The following is a 17,926-nucleotide window of genomic DNA, read 5'->3' as shown; positions in this document are numbered from 1 at the left end:
GCCCCTCATGAAACGCACCTACGCCGCGCCCTTCGAGAAGTACCTCAACCTCGCCGACGCCCGCCTCGGCACCCGGGTCATCAGCGTCACCGACGACTGGTTCGCCGCCGCCGACCGCATGCTCCAGCCCCATGAGCCGGAGTGGAAGGAAGGCGTCTACGACGACAACGGCAAGTGGATGGATGGCTGGGAGTCGCGCCGCAAGAGGTTCGAAGGCTATGACCACGCGGTGATCCGCCTGGGCGTGCCCGGCTCGATCAAGGGCGTCGACATCGACACCCGCTGGTTCACCGGCAACTACCCGCCCTCCGCCTCCCTGGAAGCCTGCTTCTGCGCCGAGGGCGATCCGGCTGATGACGCTGCCTGGACCGAGGTGCTGCCCGCCATCGAGATGCAGGGCAACAGTCATCACTACCATGCCATCGCCGACGACCGCCCCTGGACCCACCTGCGGCTGAACATCTATCCCGACGGTGGCGTGGCTCGCCTGCGGGTCTACGGCATCCCCCATCGCGACTGGTCGGCCCAGGCCGACGACGAGGTGCTGGACCTCGCCGCCGCCCTCAACGGCGGTCGCGCCCTGGCCTGCAACGACGAGCACTACGGCCGCATGAGCAACATCCTCAATCCGGGGCGCGCCGCCAGCATGGCCGATGGCTGGGAAACCGCCCGCCGCCGCACCCCCGGCAACGACTGGGTGATCATCGCCCTGGGCCATGCCGGCGTCGTCGAGGAAATCCTGGTGGACACCCTGCACTTCAAGGGCAACTACCCGGACAGCTGCCAGATCCAGGGCGCCTATGTCCGTGGCGGTACCGATGGCCAGATCGAGACCCAGAGTCTGTTCTGGAAGGAGCTGCTGCCGCCGCAGAAGCTGCAGATGCACCAGGAACACAGCTTCCGCGAGCAGGTGCGCGACCTCGGCCCCATCACCCACGTGCGCCTGAACATCTTCCCCGACGGCGGTGTCAGCCGACTGCGGCTGTTCGGCAAGGTCGCCCGGGGCCAGGCATGAGCCGGCCGCTGCACATCGAGCCGCTGACCGCCGAGGGCTTCGCGCCCTTCGGCGACGTCATCGAGACCGAGGGCCGCGACTGGTTTCCCATCAACAATGGCTCGACCCAGAGATTCCATGCCCTGGCGCGAGTCGAGACCGGTCCGGCCGACGGCGCGGCGATCATCAGCATCTTTCGCGCTCGGCGCCTGGAATACCCGCTGACCATCGCCATGCTGGAACGCCATCCCCATGGCAGCCAGGCCTTCGTACCCCTGCGCGGCGAGCCCTTCCTGGTGGTGGTGGCGCCCCCGGCGCCGCAGCCGGATGCCCAGGCCATCCGGGTATTCCGCACCGATGGCCGCCAAGGCATCAACTACCATGCGGGCGTCTGGCACCACCCGGTGCTGGCCCTGCGCGACGAGGATGAATTCCTCATCGTCGACCGCGCCGGCACCCTGCCCAACTGCGACGAGTTCTTCTTCGCGACGGAAGCCTGCCCAACGCTAGCGCTCTAGTGAGGTGTTTCAGAAGTTCGCGCAAGAATTGGCGAGTGATTTTTGTTCGTGGGCTAGGCGCCGCGACGAGTCATAGCAGGGCTATGGCGAGAAGTGGCAACGACGTCCAGGGCGGTCCGCCGCTGTGGACAAAAAGCGCCGCCAAAATTGTGTAGTTGACTTCTGAAACACCACACTAGGGGTTGGCCGAGGCGCGCCTGAGCTGCTTGCGCAGCAGGCGCGCGCTATCCAGGCAGACCCAGGCCACCGCCAGCCAGATGGGGCCATAGGTCCAGATGGCGCCGTCCGGCAGTCGCTCGCCGAGGATATAGAGGGCGACGAACACCAGCAGCGCCGGCTCCACATAGCTGAGGATGCCGAACAGACTCAGCGGCAGCAGGCGACTCGAGGCCAGCATGGCGGCGAAGGCGATGGCGCTGAGCAGACCCAACCCCGGCAGCAGCGCCCACAGCCCGGGCGCCTGTTGCAGGATGGCACCCGGCGAGAACCAATGCAGGGCGAGCAACGCGAAGGGCAGCAGGCAGCACATTTCCAGCACGAAGCCGGACAGCGCATCCACCGCCATCCAGCGACGCAAGACGAAATAGGGCGGATAGCCCACCACCGGCAGCAGGCTGACCCAGGACAGCGCCCCGGTCACCCAGACCTCGTTGATCACCCCCAGCAAGGCACAGACCACCGCCAGGCGCTGCAACGGCCGCAGCCGCTCGCCATAGACCAACCGCCCCGTCAGCACGATCGCCAGGGGTAGCAGGAAATAGCCAAGCGACATGGCCATGGCCTCGCCATTCATGGTCGCCCAGACGAACACCCACCACTGAATCCCCATCAGCAGCGCCGCCGCCGGGATGGCCAGACACAGCCGAGGCTCACGCACCAGCCGCTTGAGCGTCGCCCACAGTGCCTTGCCCTCGCGCAGCACCACCACCAGCAGGAGCACCATGGGCAGCGACCAGACCACCCGCAGCGCCACCACCTGCAGGCCGTCCAGGGGAGCCAGCCAGGCGAAGTACACCGGCATCAGCGCGAACAGCACCGACGACAGCACCGAAAGGCCGAGGCCCTTGCCCGACAGCACGCTCATGACCGACGCCCCTGGCGATTGATGAACAGCGACAGCAGGATGATGCCGCCGCCCAGCAACAGCCTAGGCAGATCGGCCGGATGCTGCCAGATCAGCAGGCTGACCAGCAGGCCCGCCGGCACATGGGCTTCGTTCATGATCGCCAGGGTACCGCCGTTGACCCGCAACGAGCCCAGCGTCCACCAGTAGAGCCCGAGCGCCGTGGCGAACACCCCCATCCAGATCAGCACGCCCCATTGCAGCGGTGTGCTGGGCAACCGCGCCGGATTGCCGAACAGCAGGAAGGACAGCGCTGCCACCAGCAGGGCACCGAGAAAGAACAGCCCGAAGTAGCGATGCAGGGCGCCCTGGCCGGCATAGGCATGCCCCAGGTGCTTGCACAGTACCTGGCCGGCGGCGAAGGTCAGGTTGGCCACCTGCAGCAGCAGGAAGCCGAGCAGATAGTCGCCAGTCAGTGGCTGGAAGCGGATCAGGGCCGCCCCGCCCACCGCCACGACGGCCGCCAGCAGCGACCAGACGCGGAAGCGACGCTGCCAGGCATCGTCCAGCAACGTCACGTAGATAGGTGTGAGCACGGTGAACAGCAGCACCTCCGGCACCGTCAGCACGGCGAAGCTGCGATACAGGCACAGGTAGGTGATACCGAACTGCAGTGCCCCAGCGGCCATCAGTCCCAGGGCGAAACGCCCTGGCACGCCGCGCCAGCAGGTAAACGGCAGGAAGAGGACGAAGGCGATGGCCACCCGCACCAGCACGGCGAAGTCGCTGTCGACGCGGCCAGCGAGGTATTCCCCGATCAGGCTGAAGGAAAAGGCCCAGATGAGGGTGACGAGCAGGAGATAAGGCATGACGGCGACGCACGAAAAAGGTGCGCGACCTTAACGCGCCCGCCGCCGGAGGAAAAGCCCCGCTCGCCACGGTCTATCGGTTGGCGTTCAGCCCCGACGGATCGCCAGTGGTGATCGCCGCCATCGACTGGTTGGCCTGGAGCACATTGTCGGCGCCGGAGACCAGCGTCTTCGGCTCGGCCACGCCCGCCGCGCGAGACCAGTACACCTGCTGGTTGGAACCGCCCACCGCGATGTCGGCCTGGCTGAGCAAGGTCAGGCGCGCCTTGGCGCCGTAGCCGTAGGCATCGACCTTGGCCAGGCCTTCGCTGCCAGCCCGCACATTGGCCTGCACCTGCTGGTAACCGCCGCCGATGCTCAGATTGGCCACCGAGCCCTTGACCGTGGTGACGCTGCCCAGGCCGTGGATGGCCAACGTCTGCGCACTATCGATCACCAGGCGATGGTGACTGCCATAGATGGTCACCTCGCCGCATTGGCCTTTCAGGGTAAGTGTATTGCTCTCGCCGGAAAGGGAGACGTCCCGGCCCTGGCAATCGAGGGTTCGGGTCAGATTGAGCCCATCGATCTCGATGGGCTCGGCGGTCCGCTCATCGGCATTGACCAACAGGGGAGCGACGAGCAGACAGCAACCCAGCAACGCCTTGAATGACGACATGGAGACTCCTTGTCTTGCCTAGAGTGGGAAACTCATCGACGGGCTTGGAGGGTCACCAGGAGCGGATATTTGATCCGACATCCGGCATTTTTTCATCCCGTGATACGCGCCGCGTTTTCCCATTGTGCCGTCACGCTCTAACATGCCCGCTTTCGTAGCCACGACGCTCTCGATGAAGACTCCCCGCGTTTCCCTCGACCAATGGCGCACCCTGCAGGCCGTGGTGGATCATGGCGGTTACGCCCAGGCCGCCGAGGTGCTGCACCGCTCCCAATCCTCGGTCAGCTACACCGTCGCCCGCATGCAGGAGCAACTCGGCGTACCCCTGCTGCGCCTGGAAGGCCGCCGCGCGGTGCTGACCGACGCCGGCGCCGTGCTGCTGCGCCGCTCGCGCCGCCTGGTGCAGCAGGCCAGCCAGCTGGAAGAACTGGCCTATCACATGGAACAGGGCTGGGAGTCCGAGGTACGCCTGGTGGTGGATGCCGCCTACCCTACCCGCCAGCTGCTGCGCTGCCTGCGCGAATTCATGCCGCAGAGTCGCGGCTGCCGGGTGCGCCTGCGTGAAGAGGTCCTGTCCGGGGTGGAAGAGGCCCTGCTCGACGGCTCCGCGGACCTGGCGATCACCGGCCTGGTGATCGCCGCCCACCTGGGTGCCTCCCTCGGTACCGTGGAGTTCGTCGCCGTCGCCCATCCCGAGCACCCCCTGCATCTGTTGCAGCGCACCCTGGTGACCGCCGATCTGGAAGAGCAACTGCAGATCGTCATCCGCGACAGCGGCCGCGCCCAGCCCAGGGACGCTGGCTGGCTGGCCGCCGAGCAGCGCTGGACGGTGGGCAGCATCAGCACGGCCGCGACCTTCCTGCGCGACGGCCTGGGCTTCGCCTGGCTGCCGCGGGATGCCATCCAGAGCGATCTCGACCAGGGCCTGCTCAAGCCGCTGCCCCTGGAACAGGGCGCCCAGCGCTTCCACCCCTTCCAGCTCTACAAGACCCGCCAGCACGAGCTGGGCCCGGCCTCGCAGATCCTGATGAACCTGCTGCGCCAGCACGCTCTGCCACGCTGACCGTGGCGGGGTGTCCGTCGGATTGCTATCGTTCGCCAGTCGTTTCCGTCCACTCAAGGATTCATCATGTTCAAAGCCCTGCTTGCCGCTTGCGCGCTGTTCGTCGCTTCCACCACCTGGGCCGCGGACAATCCGCACGTACTCATCAGCACCAACAAGGGTGACATCGAAGTCGAGCTGGATGCGGCCAAGGCGCCGGTCAGCACCGAGAACTTCCTGGCCTACGTCGACAGCGGCTTCTACAAGGGCACCCTGTTCCATCGCGTGATCCCCGGCTTCATGATCCAGGGCGGCGGCTACACCCGGGACATGCAGGAAAAGCGCACCCGCGCGCCGATCAAGAACGAAGCCGACAACGGCCTGAAGAACCTGCGCGGCACCCTGGCCATGGCGCGCACCTCGGACGTCAACTCCGCCACCAGTCAGTTCTTCATCAACGTCGAGAACAACGCCTTCCTCGACCACGGCTCGCGTGACTTCGGCTACGCGGTGTTCGGCAAGGTCGTGCGCGGCATGGAAGTCGTCGACCAGATCGCTGGGGTCCAGACCACGCGCCAGGGCATGCTGCGCGACATTCCCCGTGAACCGGTGATGATTCTCGCTGCCAAACGGCTGTAAGCCGACCCGTCCTGCCGGACGATCCGCTGGGGGTCGTCCGGTAAGCCAGGCGAGGCCCCGGTGCGAGGCGCCGCCTCCCCACACAAGGACCCCGCATGATCTTTCGCCGCTTCGAACGCATCATCGATGCGTTTCGGGAAGCCCCCGACGAAATGCCGCCCACTGGCGTCGGCGCCTTCTATCTCCACTTCCTCAAGCAAGCCTGGCCGGCCTTCGCCCTGCTGTTGGTCGTCGGCCTGATCGGTGCCCTGATCGAGGTGGCGCTGTTCAACTTCATCGGCCAGATCGTCGACCTCGCCGACAGCGCGCCCAACAGCACGGTGTTCTTCCAGGAGCACGGCGGTACCCTGATCTGGATGGCGGTGGTCACCCTGGTCCTGCGCCCATTGTTCATCAGCCTGCACGACCTGCTGGTGCACCAGACCATCACCCCCAGCCTGACCACCCTGATCCGCTGGCAGAACCATCGCTACGTGCTCAAGCAGAGCCTGGGCTTCTTCCACAGCGACTTCGCCGGGCGAATCTCCAACCGCATCATGCAGACCGGCGTGTCCCTGCGCGATTCGGCCGTGCAGGCGGTGGACGCCATCTGGCACGTGCTGATCTTCGCCGTCACCTCGCTGATCCTGTTCGCCCAGGCCGATGTCTGGCTGATGGTGCCCCTGATCCTCTGGATCATCGGCTACGTCATCGCCCTCTGGTATTTCGTGCCGCAGACGAAGGAGCGCTCGGCCATCGCCTCGGAAGCCCGCTCGCAACTCTCCGGGCGCATCGTCGACGGCTACACCAACATTTCCACCCTCAAGCTGTTCTCCCATTCGGCCCAGGAGGAGCAGTACGCCCGCCAGGCCATGGAAGAGCAGACGGAAAAGGCCGAGAGCGCCGCTCGGCTGATTACCGCCATGGGCGTGACCATCGCCATCCTCAGCGGCTTCCTCATCGCCGGCACCACGGGCCTCGCCCTCTGGCTCTGGCACCAGGGCGTGATCAGCGTGGGCGCCATCGCCCTGGCCACCGGCCTGGTGATCCGCATCAACAGCATGTCCGGCTGGATCATGTGGGTGGTCAACGGCATCTTCGAGAACATCGGCATGGTGCAGGACGGCATGAGCACCATCGCCAAGCCGCGCCAGGTCGGCGATGCGCCGGACGCCAAGCCGCTGCAGGTGACCCGTGGCGCGGTGCTGTTCGACGACATCCAGTTTCACTATGGCAAGGGCGCCGGCATCATCGACGGCCTGACCCTGGACGTGGCTCCCGGCGAGAAGATCGGCCTGGTCGGCCCTTCGGGCGCCGGCAAGTCGACGCTGATCAACGTGCTCTTGCGCCTCTACGACCTGGAAGGCGGGCGCATCCTGGTCGATGGCCAGGACATCGCCCACGTCACCCAGGAAAGCCTGAGATGCCAGATCGGCGTGGTCACCCAGGACACCTCCCTGCTGCACCGCTCGATCCGCGAGAACCTGCTCTACGGCCGGCCCGAGGCCACCGACGAAGAGCTGCACGCCGCCCTGCGCAAGGCCAAGGCCGACGACTTCATCGCCCGCATCACCGATGCCCATGGCCGCACCGGCCTGGATGCCCAGGTGGGTGAACGCGGCGTCAAGCTCTCCGGCGGCCAGCGCCAGCGCATCGCCATCGCCCGCACCCTGCTCAAGGACGCGCCCATCCTGCTGCTGGACGAAGCCACCTCGGCCCTCGACTCCGAGGTAGAGGCGGCCATCCAGGAGAGCCTGGAAACCCTGATGGAAGGCAAGACGGTGATCGCCATCGCGCACCGGCTATCGACCATCTCGCGCATGGATCGCCTAGTGGTGATGGAACGCGGCCAGATCGTCGAGATGGGTTCCCACGACGAGCTGATCGCCTACAACGGCCTTTACGCCCGCCTATGGCGCCACCAGACCGGTGGCTTCGTCGGTCACGGCGTACCGGGCAGGCAGCGGGTACGCAGCAGTTCCAGCTGATGGTCCTGGTCCAGGCCGGGATAGAAGCCTTCGATCTTCTGGAAACCACCCAGCCAGCTGCGGCGCTCCACTACGCACTCGAACACCGGGCAGACGGCCTGCCCGGCCTGGCCGCAGTCGCGGTAGTAGGTCAGCAACTGGCTCTTCTGCGCCGTCCCCTGGAAGGGGCCGTGGCGTTCCTGGAGTAGATAGAAATCGATTTCCGCGGCGCTGCGGTGGTTTTCCCACTGGAAGGCCAGGGTGCTGGGATAGAAGAGCACCAGCAAGGTCGCCAGCATCAGCCAGAGAATGGCGGCGGTCACCGGCAGGGGCAACCGCGCACGAAAGCGCCGACCGCCACGGATGACCAGGGCGGTCACCACCGTCACCAGGGCCAGGGCGATGCACAGCGCCGGCAGCCCGGTGATGACTTGCCCGGCCACGCCGATGTCCAGCCCACTGGGCGACGGCACCGTCCGATAGCCGATTTCCAGTCGGTCCCAGCCCAGGCGGTTACCGACCACGCCAGCGAGACCGAAGGCGGCAGCCAGTCCGACCAGGACCCAGAAAGTACGGGAAGTGGAATTACGCATGAGAAACCGTCCGACCAAAGAGCGGGAGACTGCCTAAGCGAGCTGGCGATGGCAAATCAGAATTTTTCCCGATTCGTATGTTCTGTCGAAGGTATCAGCCCGAGGAGCCCGCCCATGTCGATCGATCTCGCCCGTGCCGTCCACATCGTCGAGAAGGCCTTTCTGCCGCTGCGCGGCGAGGTCCGTGAGGATCGGAGCGATGCCAGCTTTTCCCTGGCGGTGACCGATGGCAGCCGGGTCCTGGCCTCGGTCGCCCATGTCGCACGCGGCCAGTACGGCCATGCCGGCCACCTCGCTGCCCTGATCGAACAGACCCGCCTGGAGCTCGCGCGCGACGGCCACTACCTCTAACCCTGGTCGATGCCCGGCTAGAGGACTCGCCCTTCGTCTACCGCCGCGAGGTTCGGCAAGGCGCCGTCGAGCTGGTAGACTGCCGGCCCGCAGCCGCCACACCCCGTGGCCCAACGCGAGTGGTTATTTTGGAAATCTTCAAAGAGTTCACTTTCGAAGCCGCACACGTCCTCCCCAATGTTCCAGCGGGCCACAAGTGTGGACGTCTCCATGGGCATTCCTTCAAGGTCGCCCTGCACATCGAGGGAAACCTCGACCCTCACACCGGCTGGGTACGCGACTTCGCCGACATCAAGGCCGTGTTCAAGCCGCTGTACGAGCGCCTGGATCACCATTATCTGAACGACATCCCGGGTCTCGAAAACCCCACCAGCGAGGTGCTCGCCCGCTGGATCTGGCAGCAGCTCAAGCCACTCCTGCCGGAACTGAGCCAGGTTCGTATCCACGAGACCTGCACCAGCGGCTGCATCTACCGCGGCGACTAGGCTTGCCTGAAAAGCGCCCGCGCTCGGCCATACGGCGTTAAAAATCACCTCGGAATGCTCATTTACCCCTCGTAAACTCCGCTTCCTCGCTGATTTTTGCCTTGCCTGACCTTCGCTCGGCTGCCTTTCAAACAAGCCTTAATTGCCTCTTCCCATTCAAGGCGGCGATGGCGGCAGTCATTTTTCTGCCATAATTCGCGCCTGCCAACTGTCGACGTATCCCCATGTTCGAACTTTTCAGCGGACTCCACGCCTGGGTCGCCATCAGCCTCGTCCTGGCCCTGGCCTTCGTGCTGGCCTTTGAATTCATCAACGGCTTCCACGACACCGCCAACGCTGTCGCCACGGTGATCTACACCAAGGCCATGCCGCCGCACCTCGCGGTGTTCTTCTCCGGCATCTTCAACTTCCTCGGGGTGCTGCTCGGCGGCGTCGGCGTGGCCTATGCCATCGTCCACCTGTTGCCGGTGGAGTTGCTGATCAACGTCAACACCGGTCATGGCCTGGCCATGGTGTTCTCGCTGCTCGCCGCGGCCATCACCTGGAACCTGGGTACCTGGTACTTCGGCATCCCCGCCTCCAGCTCCCACACCCTGATCGGCTCCATCCTCGGCGTCGGCGTGACCAACGCCCTGCTGACCGGCATCCCGATGAGCGAAGGCGTGAATTGGCAGAAGGCGATCGACATCGGCCTGTCGCTGATCTTCTCGCCGCTGGCCGGCTTCGTGGTCGCCGGCCTGCTGCTGCTCGCCCTCAAGCGCTGGCGGCCGCTGTCGAAGATGCACAAGACCCCCGAGCAGCGCCGCGAGCTGGATGCCAAGAAGCACCCGCCGTTCTGGAATCGCCTGATGCTGGTGCTCTCGGCCATGGGCATGAGCTTCGTGCACGGTTCCAACGACGGCCAGAAAGGCATCGGCCTGATCATGCTGGTCCTGATCGGCATCGTCCCGGCCAAGTTCGTGCTTGACCTGGACAGCACCACCTACCAGATCGAGCGTACCCGCGATGCGGCCATTCACCTGGGCCAGTTCTACGAACGCCAGGGCGACAACCTCAAGGACTTCCTCGCCGAAGTGCCCGGCAATCGCGATCTGCCCCAGGAATTCCGTTGCGCCCCGCACATGACCCTGCCCACCCTGCAGGCGCTGCTGGCCGACCTGGACGGCATCACCGACTACCGTGCCATGAGCGACGACCATCGCCAGCAGGTACGCCGCTATCTGCTGTGCCTGGACGACACGGCGAAGAAGGTCAGCAAGCTGCCGGTGCTGACCGCCCGGGATCGCGACGACCTGAGCCGCCTGCGCAAGGACCTCACCAGCACCACCGAATATGCGCCCTTCTGGGTGATCATCGCGGTGGCCCTGGCCCTGGGCATCGGCACCATGGTCGGCTGGCGCCGCGTGGTCCTTACCGTGGGCGAGAAGATCGGTCGCCAGGGCATGACCTATGCCCAGGGCGTCAGCGCCCAGGTGACCGCCGTGGCCGCCATCGGCATGGCCAACGTCTTCGCCCTGCCCGTCTCCACCACCCACGTGCTGTCGTCGGGCGTGGCCGGCACCATGGTCGCCAACCGCAGTGGCCTGCAAGGCAGCACGGTGCGCAACATCCTCATGGCCTGGGTGCTCACCCTGCCCGCCTCCATGGCACTGTCCGCCGGCCTGTTCTGGCTGGCCCACCTGTTCCTCTGATCCCCACCGCCCGGGCGCTGCACGCGTAGCGCCCGGGCGAACCCCTCGTCGGGAAGCCCCGAACAGGACTGCTATTGACGAGTCTAGTGAAATGTGTCCGACCGACACTTTTCCGAGACAGCCGTACGGTGAACGTCAATGAGTCCTGCGACCTACATCCTCCTTCTCGTGCTTGGCTGGCTGGCCCTCTCGCTAGCCGTACTCTGGGCCATGCTGCGCCTGGCGCGTCGCGCTCGCCCCTACCCGACCAGCCTGCCTCGGCTCACCCGGAAGATGGGTACCTCTTCGCCAGTGGCGACCCGCAAGCACCTGACGTGCTGAATCGGTCGAACGCCAGGCAGAGGCTAACCTTCCGATACGCCGAGTGGCGTGCGGATGACGGGAAAAGGAAGATTCTTGTGATTGTTCGAGAAGCGGTGATTCGGACGAATCAGGTGAGCAGGCTGCTTTCCTGAGCGCTGCGGCTCATCTGCTCGAGGATCTGGTCGCGCTGCTGCGGGGTCAGGGTGTCCCAGCAGTGGTGCTTGACGAACAAGCCGACGCCGAAGGCGATGTACAGCGACAGGGCGACGATGACGAGCGTTTCCAGCCCGACGATGGCCCAGGAACGGGTTTTGGACGCATTGTCCTTGGTTTTCATAACGACCTCGTGAAATTCAGAGGGGCGATAGTGTAGTCCCTTAAGCATTTTCCGTGCAGGACCGGCCGTCGATTGGTCAAGGCCATTGACCCGCCCACCGGTGTGCCAGCCACTTCCCTCCCCGCCGCCCGGACCGGTGCCCGGCCGGGGCGATCCTCCTGTGGCACCACGAATGCACGCCAGGCGCCGCGCTGGTATACTCCCGCGACTGACGGGTCGCTGCAGGCCCTGCCGGTTCCGCTGGCTATATCGGCCGACCGCGCAACTTCCGCAGCGACGCTTTGTCGCATCGCACGTCCATCGCCGCCGCGCCTGCCGCGCGGCCCGATAACGCCTTCTTGGGGCGTCTATCGACTCCAGGGTCGATCCTCGCTCGCCCGGCTTCGCGCCACAGCTGTGATAAAGAGGAGTTAAAGCAAGACATGTCCACCACGTCGAAGATCATCTACACCCTGACCGACGAAGCGCCCGCCCTGGCGACCTATTCGCTGCTACCCATCGTCGAGGCCATCACCGCCTCCTCCGGCGTCGCCCTCGAAACCCGTGACATCTCCCTTGCCGGCCGCATCATCGCCCTTTTCCCCGAGTACCTGAAGGAAGAGCAGCGCATCTCCGACCACCTTGCCGAACTCGGCGCACTGGCCACCACTCCCGAAGCCAACATCATCAAGCTGCCCAACATCAGCGCCTCGGTGCCGCAGCTCAAGGCCGCGATCAAGGAACTGCAGGGCCAGGGCTATGCCCTCCCGGACTACCCGGACGAACCCAAGAACGACCAGGAAAAGGACGTCAAGGCGCGCTACGACAAGGTCAAGGGCAGCGCCGTGAACCCGGTCCTGCGCGAAGGCAATTCCGACCGCCGCGCGCCGCTGTCGGTCAAGAACTACGCCCGCAAGCACCCCCATCGCATGGGTGCCTGGAGCGCCGAGTCCAAGTCCCACGTCGCCCACATGGACGCCCATGACTTCTATGGCAGCGAGCGCTCGGCTACCCTCGAGAACGCCGGCAGCCTGAAGATCGAACTGATCGGCAAGGACGGCAGCGCCAAGGTCCTGAAAGAGAAGACCGCGGTCAAGGCCGGCGAGATCGTCGATGCCTCGACCATGAGCCGCAAGGCGCTGCAGAGCTTCATCGCCGCCCAGATCGAGGACGCCAAGGCCAAGGGCGTGCTGTTCTCCGTGCACCTGAAGGCCACCATGATGAAGGTCTCCGACCCCATCATGTTCGGCATCATCGTCGGCGAGTTCTACAAGGACGTCCTGGCCAAGCACGAAGCCGCCCTGAAGGAAGCCGGCTTCGACCGCAACAATGGCATCGGCGACCTCTACGCCCGACTGTCCAGCCTGCCGGAAGCCACCCAGGCCGCCATCAAGGCCGATTTCGACGCCCAGTACGCCCAGCGCCCGGCGCTGGCCATGGTCAATTCCGACAAGGGCATCACCAACCTGCACGTCCCGAGCGACGTCATCGTCGACGCCTCCATGCCGGCCATGATCCGTGACTCCGGCAAGATGTGGAATGCCGAGGGCAACCTGCAGGACACCAAGGCCATCATCCCCGACCGCTGCTACGCCGGCGTCTACCAGGTGGTGATCGAGGACTGCAAGAAGAACGGTGCCTTCAATCCCAGCACCATGGGCAGCGTGCCCAACGTCGGCCTGATGGCGCAGAAGGCCGAGGAATACGGCTCCCACGACAAGACCTTCCAGATCCCCGTCGACGGCACCGTGCGCGTCACCGACGACCAGGGCAAGGTGATCTTCGAGCATCCGGTCGAGGCCGGTGACATCTGGCGCATGTGCCAGACCAAGGACGCGCCGATCCAGGACTGGGTCAAGCTCGCCGTCAACCGTGCCCGCGCCAGCGGCACCCCGGCCATCTTCTGGCTGGACCAGAACCGGGCCCACGACGCCCAGGTCATCGCCAAGGTCGAGCGCTACCTCAAGGACCACGACACCAACGGCCTGGACATTCGCATCCTGTCGCCCGAGGAAGCCACCCGGGTATCCCTGGAGCGCATCCGCAAGGGCGAGGACACCATCTCGGTGACCGGCAACGTCCTGCGCGACTACCTGACCGACCTCTTCCCCATCATGGAACTAGGCACCAGCGCCAAGATGCTGTCCATCGTCCCGCTGATGAACGGCGGCGGCCTGTTCGAGACCGGTGCCGGCGGCTCCGCGCCGAAGCACGTCCAGCAGTTCGTGCAGGAAAACCACCTGCGCTGGGATTCCCTGGGCGAGTTCCTGGCCCTGGCCGAATCCCTGAATCACCTGGGCGAGACCACCGGCAACGCCAAGGCCAAGGTCCTGGCCAAGACGCTGGACCAGGCCAACGGCAAGTTCCTCGACAGCAACAAGTCGCCTTCGCGCAAGGCGGGTGAACTGGACAACCGCGGCAGCCACTTCTACCTGGCGCTGTACTGGGTCCAGGCCCTGGCCGAGCAGCACGACGACGCCGAGCTGCAAGCCCAGTTCGCGCCGGTGGCCAAGTCGCTGACCGCCGACGAAGCCAAGGTGGTCGCCGAGCTGAATGGCGTCCAGGGCCAGCCGGTGGATATCGGTGGCTACTACCACCCCGACCAGGCCAAGACCAGCCAGGCCATGCGTCCGAGCGCCACGCTCAATGCCGCCCTGGCCCAGCTCAAGGGTTGAGCCTAGCCCTGCGCTGAACGCGAACCCCGGCCTTGGCCGGGGTTCGCTGCATTTGGGACCGACAAAGCTTAAGGCGTATACTGCGCGATTACCGATAGCGGAGTCCGAGATGGATTGGCACGCCCACGTCACCGTGGCCACCGTGGTGGAAGACGCCGGCCGCTTCCTGCTGGTCGAGGAAGAAAAACAGGGCCGCCTGGTGCTCAACCAGCCGGCCGGGCACTTGGAGCCGGGTGAGAGCCTGATCGAGGCGGCCTACCGTGAAACGCTGGAAGAAACCGCCTGGCGGGTGCAAGTCCAGGGCGTGATCGGCATCGGTCTCTATGTGGCGCCAGCCAATGGCGTCACCTACTACCGCACGGCCTTCCATGCCCGCCCCCTGGCCCATGAGCCCGGGCGCGCCCTGGACGCCGACATCACCCGGGCGGTGTGGCTGACGCTCGATGAGATCCGCGCCGAGCAGGCACGGCTGCGTAGCCCGCTGGTGCTGGACGCCATCGAGAAATACCTGGACGGCCACCGCTATCCCCTGTCGATGATCGTAGATATGAGAGGTTTTTGAAGTGAACGGCACCCGCGTCATCGTCGGCATGTCCGGCGGAGTGGATTCCTCGGTCTCGGCCCTCTTGCTCAAGGAGCAGGGCTATCAGGTCGAGGGCCTGTTCATGAAGAACTGGGACGAGGACGACGGCACCGAGTACTGCACCGCCAAGGAAGACCTGGCCGACGCCCAGGCGGTCTGCGACCGCATCGGCATCAAGTTGCATACGGCCAACTTCGCCGCCGAGTACTGGGACCATGTCTTCGAGCACTTCCTCGCCGAATACAAGGCTGGACGCACGCCGAATCCGGATATCCTCTGCAACCGCGAGATCAAGTTCAAGGCCTTCCTCGACTACGCCCTGGCCCTGGGCGCCGACCTGATCGCCACCGGCCACTATGTGCGCCGCCGCGACGTCGATGGCCAGACCCTGCTGCTCAAGGGACTGGATGCCAACAAGGACCAGAGCTATTTCCTCCACGCCGTGGGCGGCGAGCAACTGGCGCGCACCCTCTTCCCGGTGGGTGAGCTGGAAAAGCCCGAGGTCCGCGCCATCGCCGAACTGCACGGCCTGGCCACCGCGCGCAAGAAGGATTCCACTGGTATCTGCTTCATCGGCGAGCGGCGCTTCAGCGACTTCCTCAAGCAGTACCTGCCGGCCCAGCCGGGCGACATAGAGACCACCGACGGCGAGGTCATCGGTCGCCATCATGGCCTGATGTACCACACCATCGGCCAGCGCCAGGGCCTGGGCATCGGCGGCATGAAGGACGCCGGTGACGAGCCCTGGTACGTCTTGAGCAAGGACCTGAATCGCAACGTGCTGATCGTCGGCCAGGGCAATGCCCACCCCTGGCTTTTCGCCGAGTCTCTGACCGTCGGCGAGATGTTCTGGGTCAACGAGCTGGACCTCACCCAACCACGCCGCCTCACCGCCAAGGTCCGCTATCGCCAGCAGGACCAGCCCTGCCGGATCGAGCGCCAGGGCGCCGGCTACCGGGTGGTCTTCGACGAGCCCCAGCGCGCCGTGACCCCCGGCCAGTCGGTGGTCTTCTACGACGGCGACGTCTGCCTGGGCGGCGGCGTGATCGAACACTACCAACCCGCCTGCGCCGAGGCCCCCGCCGCATGAATCGTACCCAGGAACAACTCATCGCCCTGGGCGGCGTCTTCCAGGCCGCCGTACTGGTCGACCTGCTGGCCCGCACCGGCCAGGTGCCAGAGGAACCCCTGGCCTGTCTGCTCGGCAGCCTGCTGGTGCGCGATCCGGGCAGCACCCTGGAGGTCTATGGCGGCAGCGTCACCCCCCTGCGCGAGGGCCTGGGCGCCCTGTCCAGCACCCTGGAGCGCAATCCCAACAGCCTGCAGCGCGAGCCCCTGCGCTATGCCCTGGCGATGACCGCCCTGGAACGCAAGCTGGAGAAGCGCGGCGACCTGCTCGACCTCATCGGCCGGCGCCTCACCCAGATCCAGTCCCAGGTGCAACACTTCGGGGTGGCCCACGAGAACGTCATCGCCGCCTGCGGTGGCCTCTACGAGGACACCCTGAGCACCTTCAAGCAGCGCATCCAGGTGCACGGCGAAATGCGCTACCTGCAGCAGCCCGCCACCGCCTCGCGGGTGCGCGCCCTGCTGCTGGCCGGCATCCGCTCCGCCCGCCTGTGGCGCCAGCTCGGCGGTCATCGCTGGCAGCTGGTGCTCAATCGCCGCAAGCTGCTCGACAACCTCTATCCCCTGCGCAACGACTGATCCCCGACTGGCCGGCGGCGGTACTACAGCCCCGGCCTTTGCGTGTAGAATTCCGCCCCTTTCTCCCCCGCTACCAAGAGAATGCCCATGCAGCTCTCCTCGCTCACCGCCGTATCGCCCATCGACGGCCGTTACGCCGGCAAGACCGCCGCCCTGCGCCCCATCTTCAGCGAATTCGGCCTGATCCGTTTCCGCGCCCAGGTCGAGGTCCGCTGGCTGCAGCGCCTGGCCGCCCACGCCGGCATTCCCGAGGTCGCCCCCTTCTCCGCCGAGGCCAATGCCCTGCTGGACAAGCTGGCCAGCGAGTTCAGCGTCGAGCAGGCGCAGCGGGTCAAGGACATCGAGCGCACCACCAACCACGACGTCAAGGCCATCGAATACCTGCTCAAGGAAGAGGTCGCAGGCCTGCCGGAGCTGGCTGCGGTGAGCGAATTCATCCACTTCGCCTGCACCTCCGAGGACATCAACAACCTGTCCCACGCCCTGATGCTGCGTGAGGGCCGTGACCAGGTGCTGCTGCCGCTGATGCGCCAGATCGCCGGCGAGATTCGCGCGCTGGCCCATCGCTTCGCCGACGTGCCCATGCTCTCGCGCACCCATGGCCAGCCCGCCTCCCCCACCAGCCTGGGCAAGGAACTAGCCAACGTGGTCTATCGCCTGGAGCGCCAGATCGAGCAGATCGCCGCCATCCGCCCGCTGGGCAAGATCAACGGCGCCGTAGGCAACTACAACGCCCACCTGTCCGCCTACCCGGACGTCGACTGGGAAGCCAATGCGCGCACCTTCATCGAAGGCGACCTCGGCCTGACCCTGAATCCCTACACCACCCAGATCGAGCCGCACGACTACATCGCCGAGCTGTTCGACGCCATCGCCCGTTTCAACACCATCCTGATCGACTTCGACCGGGACATCTGGGGCTACATCTCCCTCGGCTACTTCAAGCAGAAGACCGTGGCCGGCGAGATCGGCTCCTCGACCATGCCGCACAAGGTCAACCCCATCGACTTCGAGAACTCCGAAGGCAACCTGGGCATCGCCAACGCCATCCTCCAGCACCTGGCCAGCAAGCTGCCGATCTCCCGCTGGCAGCGCGACCTGACCGACTCCACCGTGCTGCGCAACCTGGGCACCGGTCTAGCCCACGGCGTGATCGCCTACGAAGCCACCCTCAAGGGTATCGGCAAGCTCGAACTCAACGCCGCCCGCATCGCCGAAGACCTGGACGCCTGCTGGGAAGTCCTGGCCGAGCCGGTGCAGACCGTGATGCGCCGCTATGGCGTGGCCAACCCCTACGAGAAGCTCAAGGAGCTGACCCGTGGCAAGGGCATCAGCGCCAGCGCCCTGCAGGATTTCATCGACGGCCTGGAGATCCCCGAGGTCGCCAAGGCCGAACTGCGCCAGCTGACCCCGGCCGGCTATATCGGCAACGCCGCCGAGCAGGCCCGTCGGGTCTGAGGCTGCCTATTTTTCTACGCCCGGCACCGCCGGGC

General features: G+C 65.7%; 19 protein-coding genes. 14 read left to right on the top strand and 5 right to left on the bottom strand.

Annotation, left to right across the window (positions count from 1 at the left end):
* Positions 1-7: 7 nt before the first annotated feature.
* Together alc and AR540_RS02215 are read left to right on the top strand one after the other, a co-directional pair.
* Positions 8-1,015: an allantoicase gene (gene alc, locus AR540_RS02220; RefSeq protein WP_059226224.1), complete on the top strand. Its 1,008-nt coding sequence runs from the start codon at positions 8-10 to the stop codon at positions 1,013-1,015.
* A complete protein-coding gene (locus tag AR540_RS02215; protein ID WP_059226223.1) occupies positions 1,012-1,512 on the top strand; it encodes an ureidoglycolate lyase in 501 nt (166 codons plus the stop codon). The genes alc and AR540_RS02215 overlap by 4 nt, the downstream gene beginning before the upstream one ends.
* A gap of 175 nt (positions 1,513-1,687) precedes the next feature.
* Here AR540_RS02215 and rarD read toward each other — a convergent pair whose 3' ends face one another.
* The 3 genes from rarD to AR540_RS02200 all read right to left on the bottom strand — a co-directional run bounded on the left by rarD (position 1,688) and on the right by AR540_RS02200 (position 4,102).
* Positions 1,688-2,596, bottom strand: coding sequence for an EamA family transporter RarD (gene rarD / locus AR540_RS02210; protein WP_059226222.1), 909 nt, complete (start codon positions 2,594-2,596; stop codon positions 1,688-1,690).
* Positions 2,593-3,444, bottom strand: coding sequence for an EamA family transporter (locus AR540_RS02205; protein WP_059226221.1), 852 nt, complete (start codon positions 3,442-3,444; stop codon positions 2,593-2,595). The genes rarD and AR540_RS02205 overlap by 4 nt, the downstream gene beginning before the upstream one ends.
* A gap of 73 nt (positions 3,445-3,517) precedes the next feature.
* On the bottom strand, positions 3,518-4,102 hold the full coding sequence (locus tag AR540_RS02200; protein WP_059226220.1) for a DUF3060 domain-containing protein: 585 nt from the start codon (positions 4,100-4,102) through the stop codon (positions 3,518-3,520).
* Positions 4,103-4,274: 172 nt separating this feature from the next.
* On the opposite strand from AR540_RS02200, the gene AR540_RS02195 reads away from it, so the two are divergent.
* From AR540_RS02195 to AR540_RS02185, 3 genes are all read left to right on the top strand, one after another.
* The gene (locus AR540_RS02195; protein ID WP_059226219.1) at positions 4,275-5,165 is read left to right on the top strand and encodes a LysR family transcriptional regulator; all 891 of its coding nucleotides are present in this window, start codon (positions 4,275-4,277) and stop codon (positions 5,163-5,165) included.
* A 66-nt stretch (positions 5,166-5,231) separates the two neighbouring features.
* Positions 5,232-5,783, top strand: coding sequence for a peptidylprolyl isomerase (locus AR540_RS02190; protein ID WP_059226218.1), 552 nt, complete (start codon positions 5,232-5,234; stop codon positions 5,781-5,783).
* A gap of 95 nt (positions 5,784-5,878) precedes the next feature.
* A complete protein-coding gene (locus AR540_RS02185) occupies positions 5,879-7,750 on the top strand; it encodes an ABC transporter ATP-binding protein (RefSeq protein WP_059226217.1) in 1,872 nt (623 codons plus the stop codon).
* On the opposite strand, the gene AR540_RS02180 is transcribed toward AR540_RS02185, so the two are convergent.
* Positions 7,705-8,322 carry a hypothetical protein gene (locus tag AR540_RS02180; RefSeq protein WP_059226216.1) on the bottom strand — a complete coding sequence of 206 codons (618 nt, stop codon included), beginning with the start codon at positions 8,320-8,322 and terminating at the stop codon, positions 7,705-7,707. The genes AR540_RS02185 and AR540_RS02180 overlap by 46 nt on opposite strands.
* 114 nt (positions 8,323-8,436) lie before the next feature.
* On the opposite strand from AR540_RS02180, the gene AR540_RS02175 reads away from it, so the two are divergent.
* The 4 genes from AR540_RS02175 (at position 8,437) to AR540_RS02160 (ending at position 11,170) form a co-directional block, all read left to right on the top strand.
* Positions 8,437-8,673, top strand: coding sequence for a hypothetical protein (locus AR540_RS02175; RefSeq protein ID WP_059226215.1), 237 nt, complete (start codon positions 8,437-8,439; stop codon positions 8,671-8,673).
* Positions 8,674-8,801: 128 nt separating this feature from the next.
* Positions 8,802-9,158 carry a 6-carboxytetrahydropterin synthase QueD gene (gene queD, locus AR540_RS02170; RefSeq protein WP_082706883.1) on the top strand — a complete coding sequence of 119 codons (357 nt, stop codon included), beginning with the start codon at positions 8,802-8,804 and terminating at the stop codon, positions 9,156-9,158.
* Positions 9,159-9,382: 224 nt separating this feature from the next.
* Positions 9,383-10,849, top strand: a complete 1,467-nt coding sequence (locus AR540_RS02165; RefSeq protein WP_059226213.1) for an inorganic phosphate transporter — start codon at positions 9,383-9,385, stop codon at positions 10,847-10,849.
* A 138-nt stretch (positions 10,850-10,987) separates the two neighbouring features.
* Positions 10,988-11,170, top strand: a complete 183-nt coding sequence (locus tag AR540_RS02160; protein WP_059226212.1) for a hypothetical protein — start codon at positions 10,988-10,990, stop codon at positions 11,168-11,170.
* Between the two features lie 109 nt (positions 11,171-11,279).
* Here the strand turns inward: AR540_RS02160 and AR540_RS02155 are convergent, their stop codons facing one another.
* The gene (locus AR540_RS02155; RefSeq protein WP_059226211.1) at positions 11,280-11,489 is read right to left on the bottom strand and encodes a hypothetical protein; all 210 of its coding nucleotides are present in this window, start codon (positions 11,487-11,489) and stop codon (positions 11,280-11,282) included.
* A 422-nt stretch (positions 11,490-11,911) separates the two neighbouring features.
* Between AR540_RS02155 and AR540_RS02150 the strand changes: the two genes are divergently transcribed.
* The 5 genes from AR540_RS02150 to purB all read left to right on the top strand — a co-directional run bounded on the left by AR540_RS02150 (position 11,912) and on the right by purB (position 17,891).
* Entirely contained in the window at positions 11,912-14,143 is a 2,232-nt protein-coding gene (locus AR540_RS02150; protein WP_059226210.1) for an NADP-dependent isocitrate dehydrogenase, read from the top strand.
* A 109-nt stretch (positions 14,144-14,252) separates the two neighbouring features.
* Positions 14,253-14,705 (top strand): NUDIX hydrolase, encoded by a 453-nt coding sequence (locus tag AR540_RS02145; RefSeq protein ID WP_059226209.1) that lies wholly within the window; start codon positions 14,253-14,255, stop codon positions 14,703-14,705.
* Position 14,706: 1 nt separating this feature from the next.
* Positions 14,707-15,816, top strand: coding sequence for a tRNA 2-thiouridine(34) synthase MnmA (gene mnmA / locus AR540_RS02140; RefSeq protein ID WP_153014151.1), 1,110 nt, complete (start codon positions 14,707-14,709; stop codon positions 15,814-15,816).
* Entirely contained in the window at positions 15,813-16,433 is a 621-nt protein-coding gene (hflD, locus tag AR540_RS02135; RefSeq protein WP_059226208.1) for a high frequency lysogenization protein HflD, read from the top strand. The genes mnmA and hflD overlap by 4 nt, the downstream gene beginning before the upstream one ends.
* An 87-nt stretch (positions 16,434-16,520) precedes the next feature.
* The gene (gene purB / locus AR540_RS02130) at positions 16,521-17,891 is read left to right on the top strand and encodes an adenylosuccinate lyase (protein ID WP_059226207.1); all 1,371 of its coding nucleotides are present in this window, start codon (positions 16,521-16,523) and stop codon (positions 17,889-17,891) included.
* Positions 17,892-17,926: the final 35 nt, after the last annotated feature.

Source organism: Pseudomonas sp. EpS/L25, from assembly GCF_001512295.1.
Lineage (GTDB): Bacteria > Pseudomonadota > Gammaproteobacteria > Pseudomonadales > Pseudomonadaceae > Chryseomonas.
This window is presented reverse-complemented; position numbering and strand designations above follow the sequence as displayed.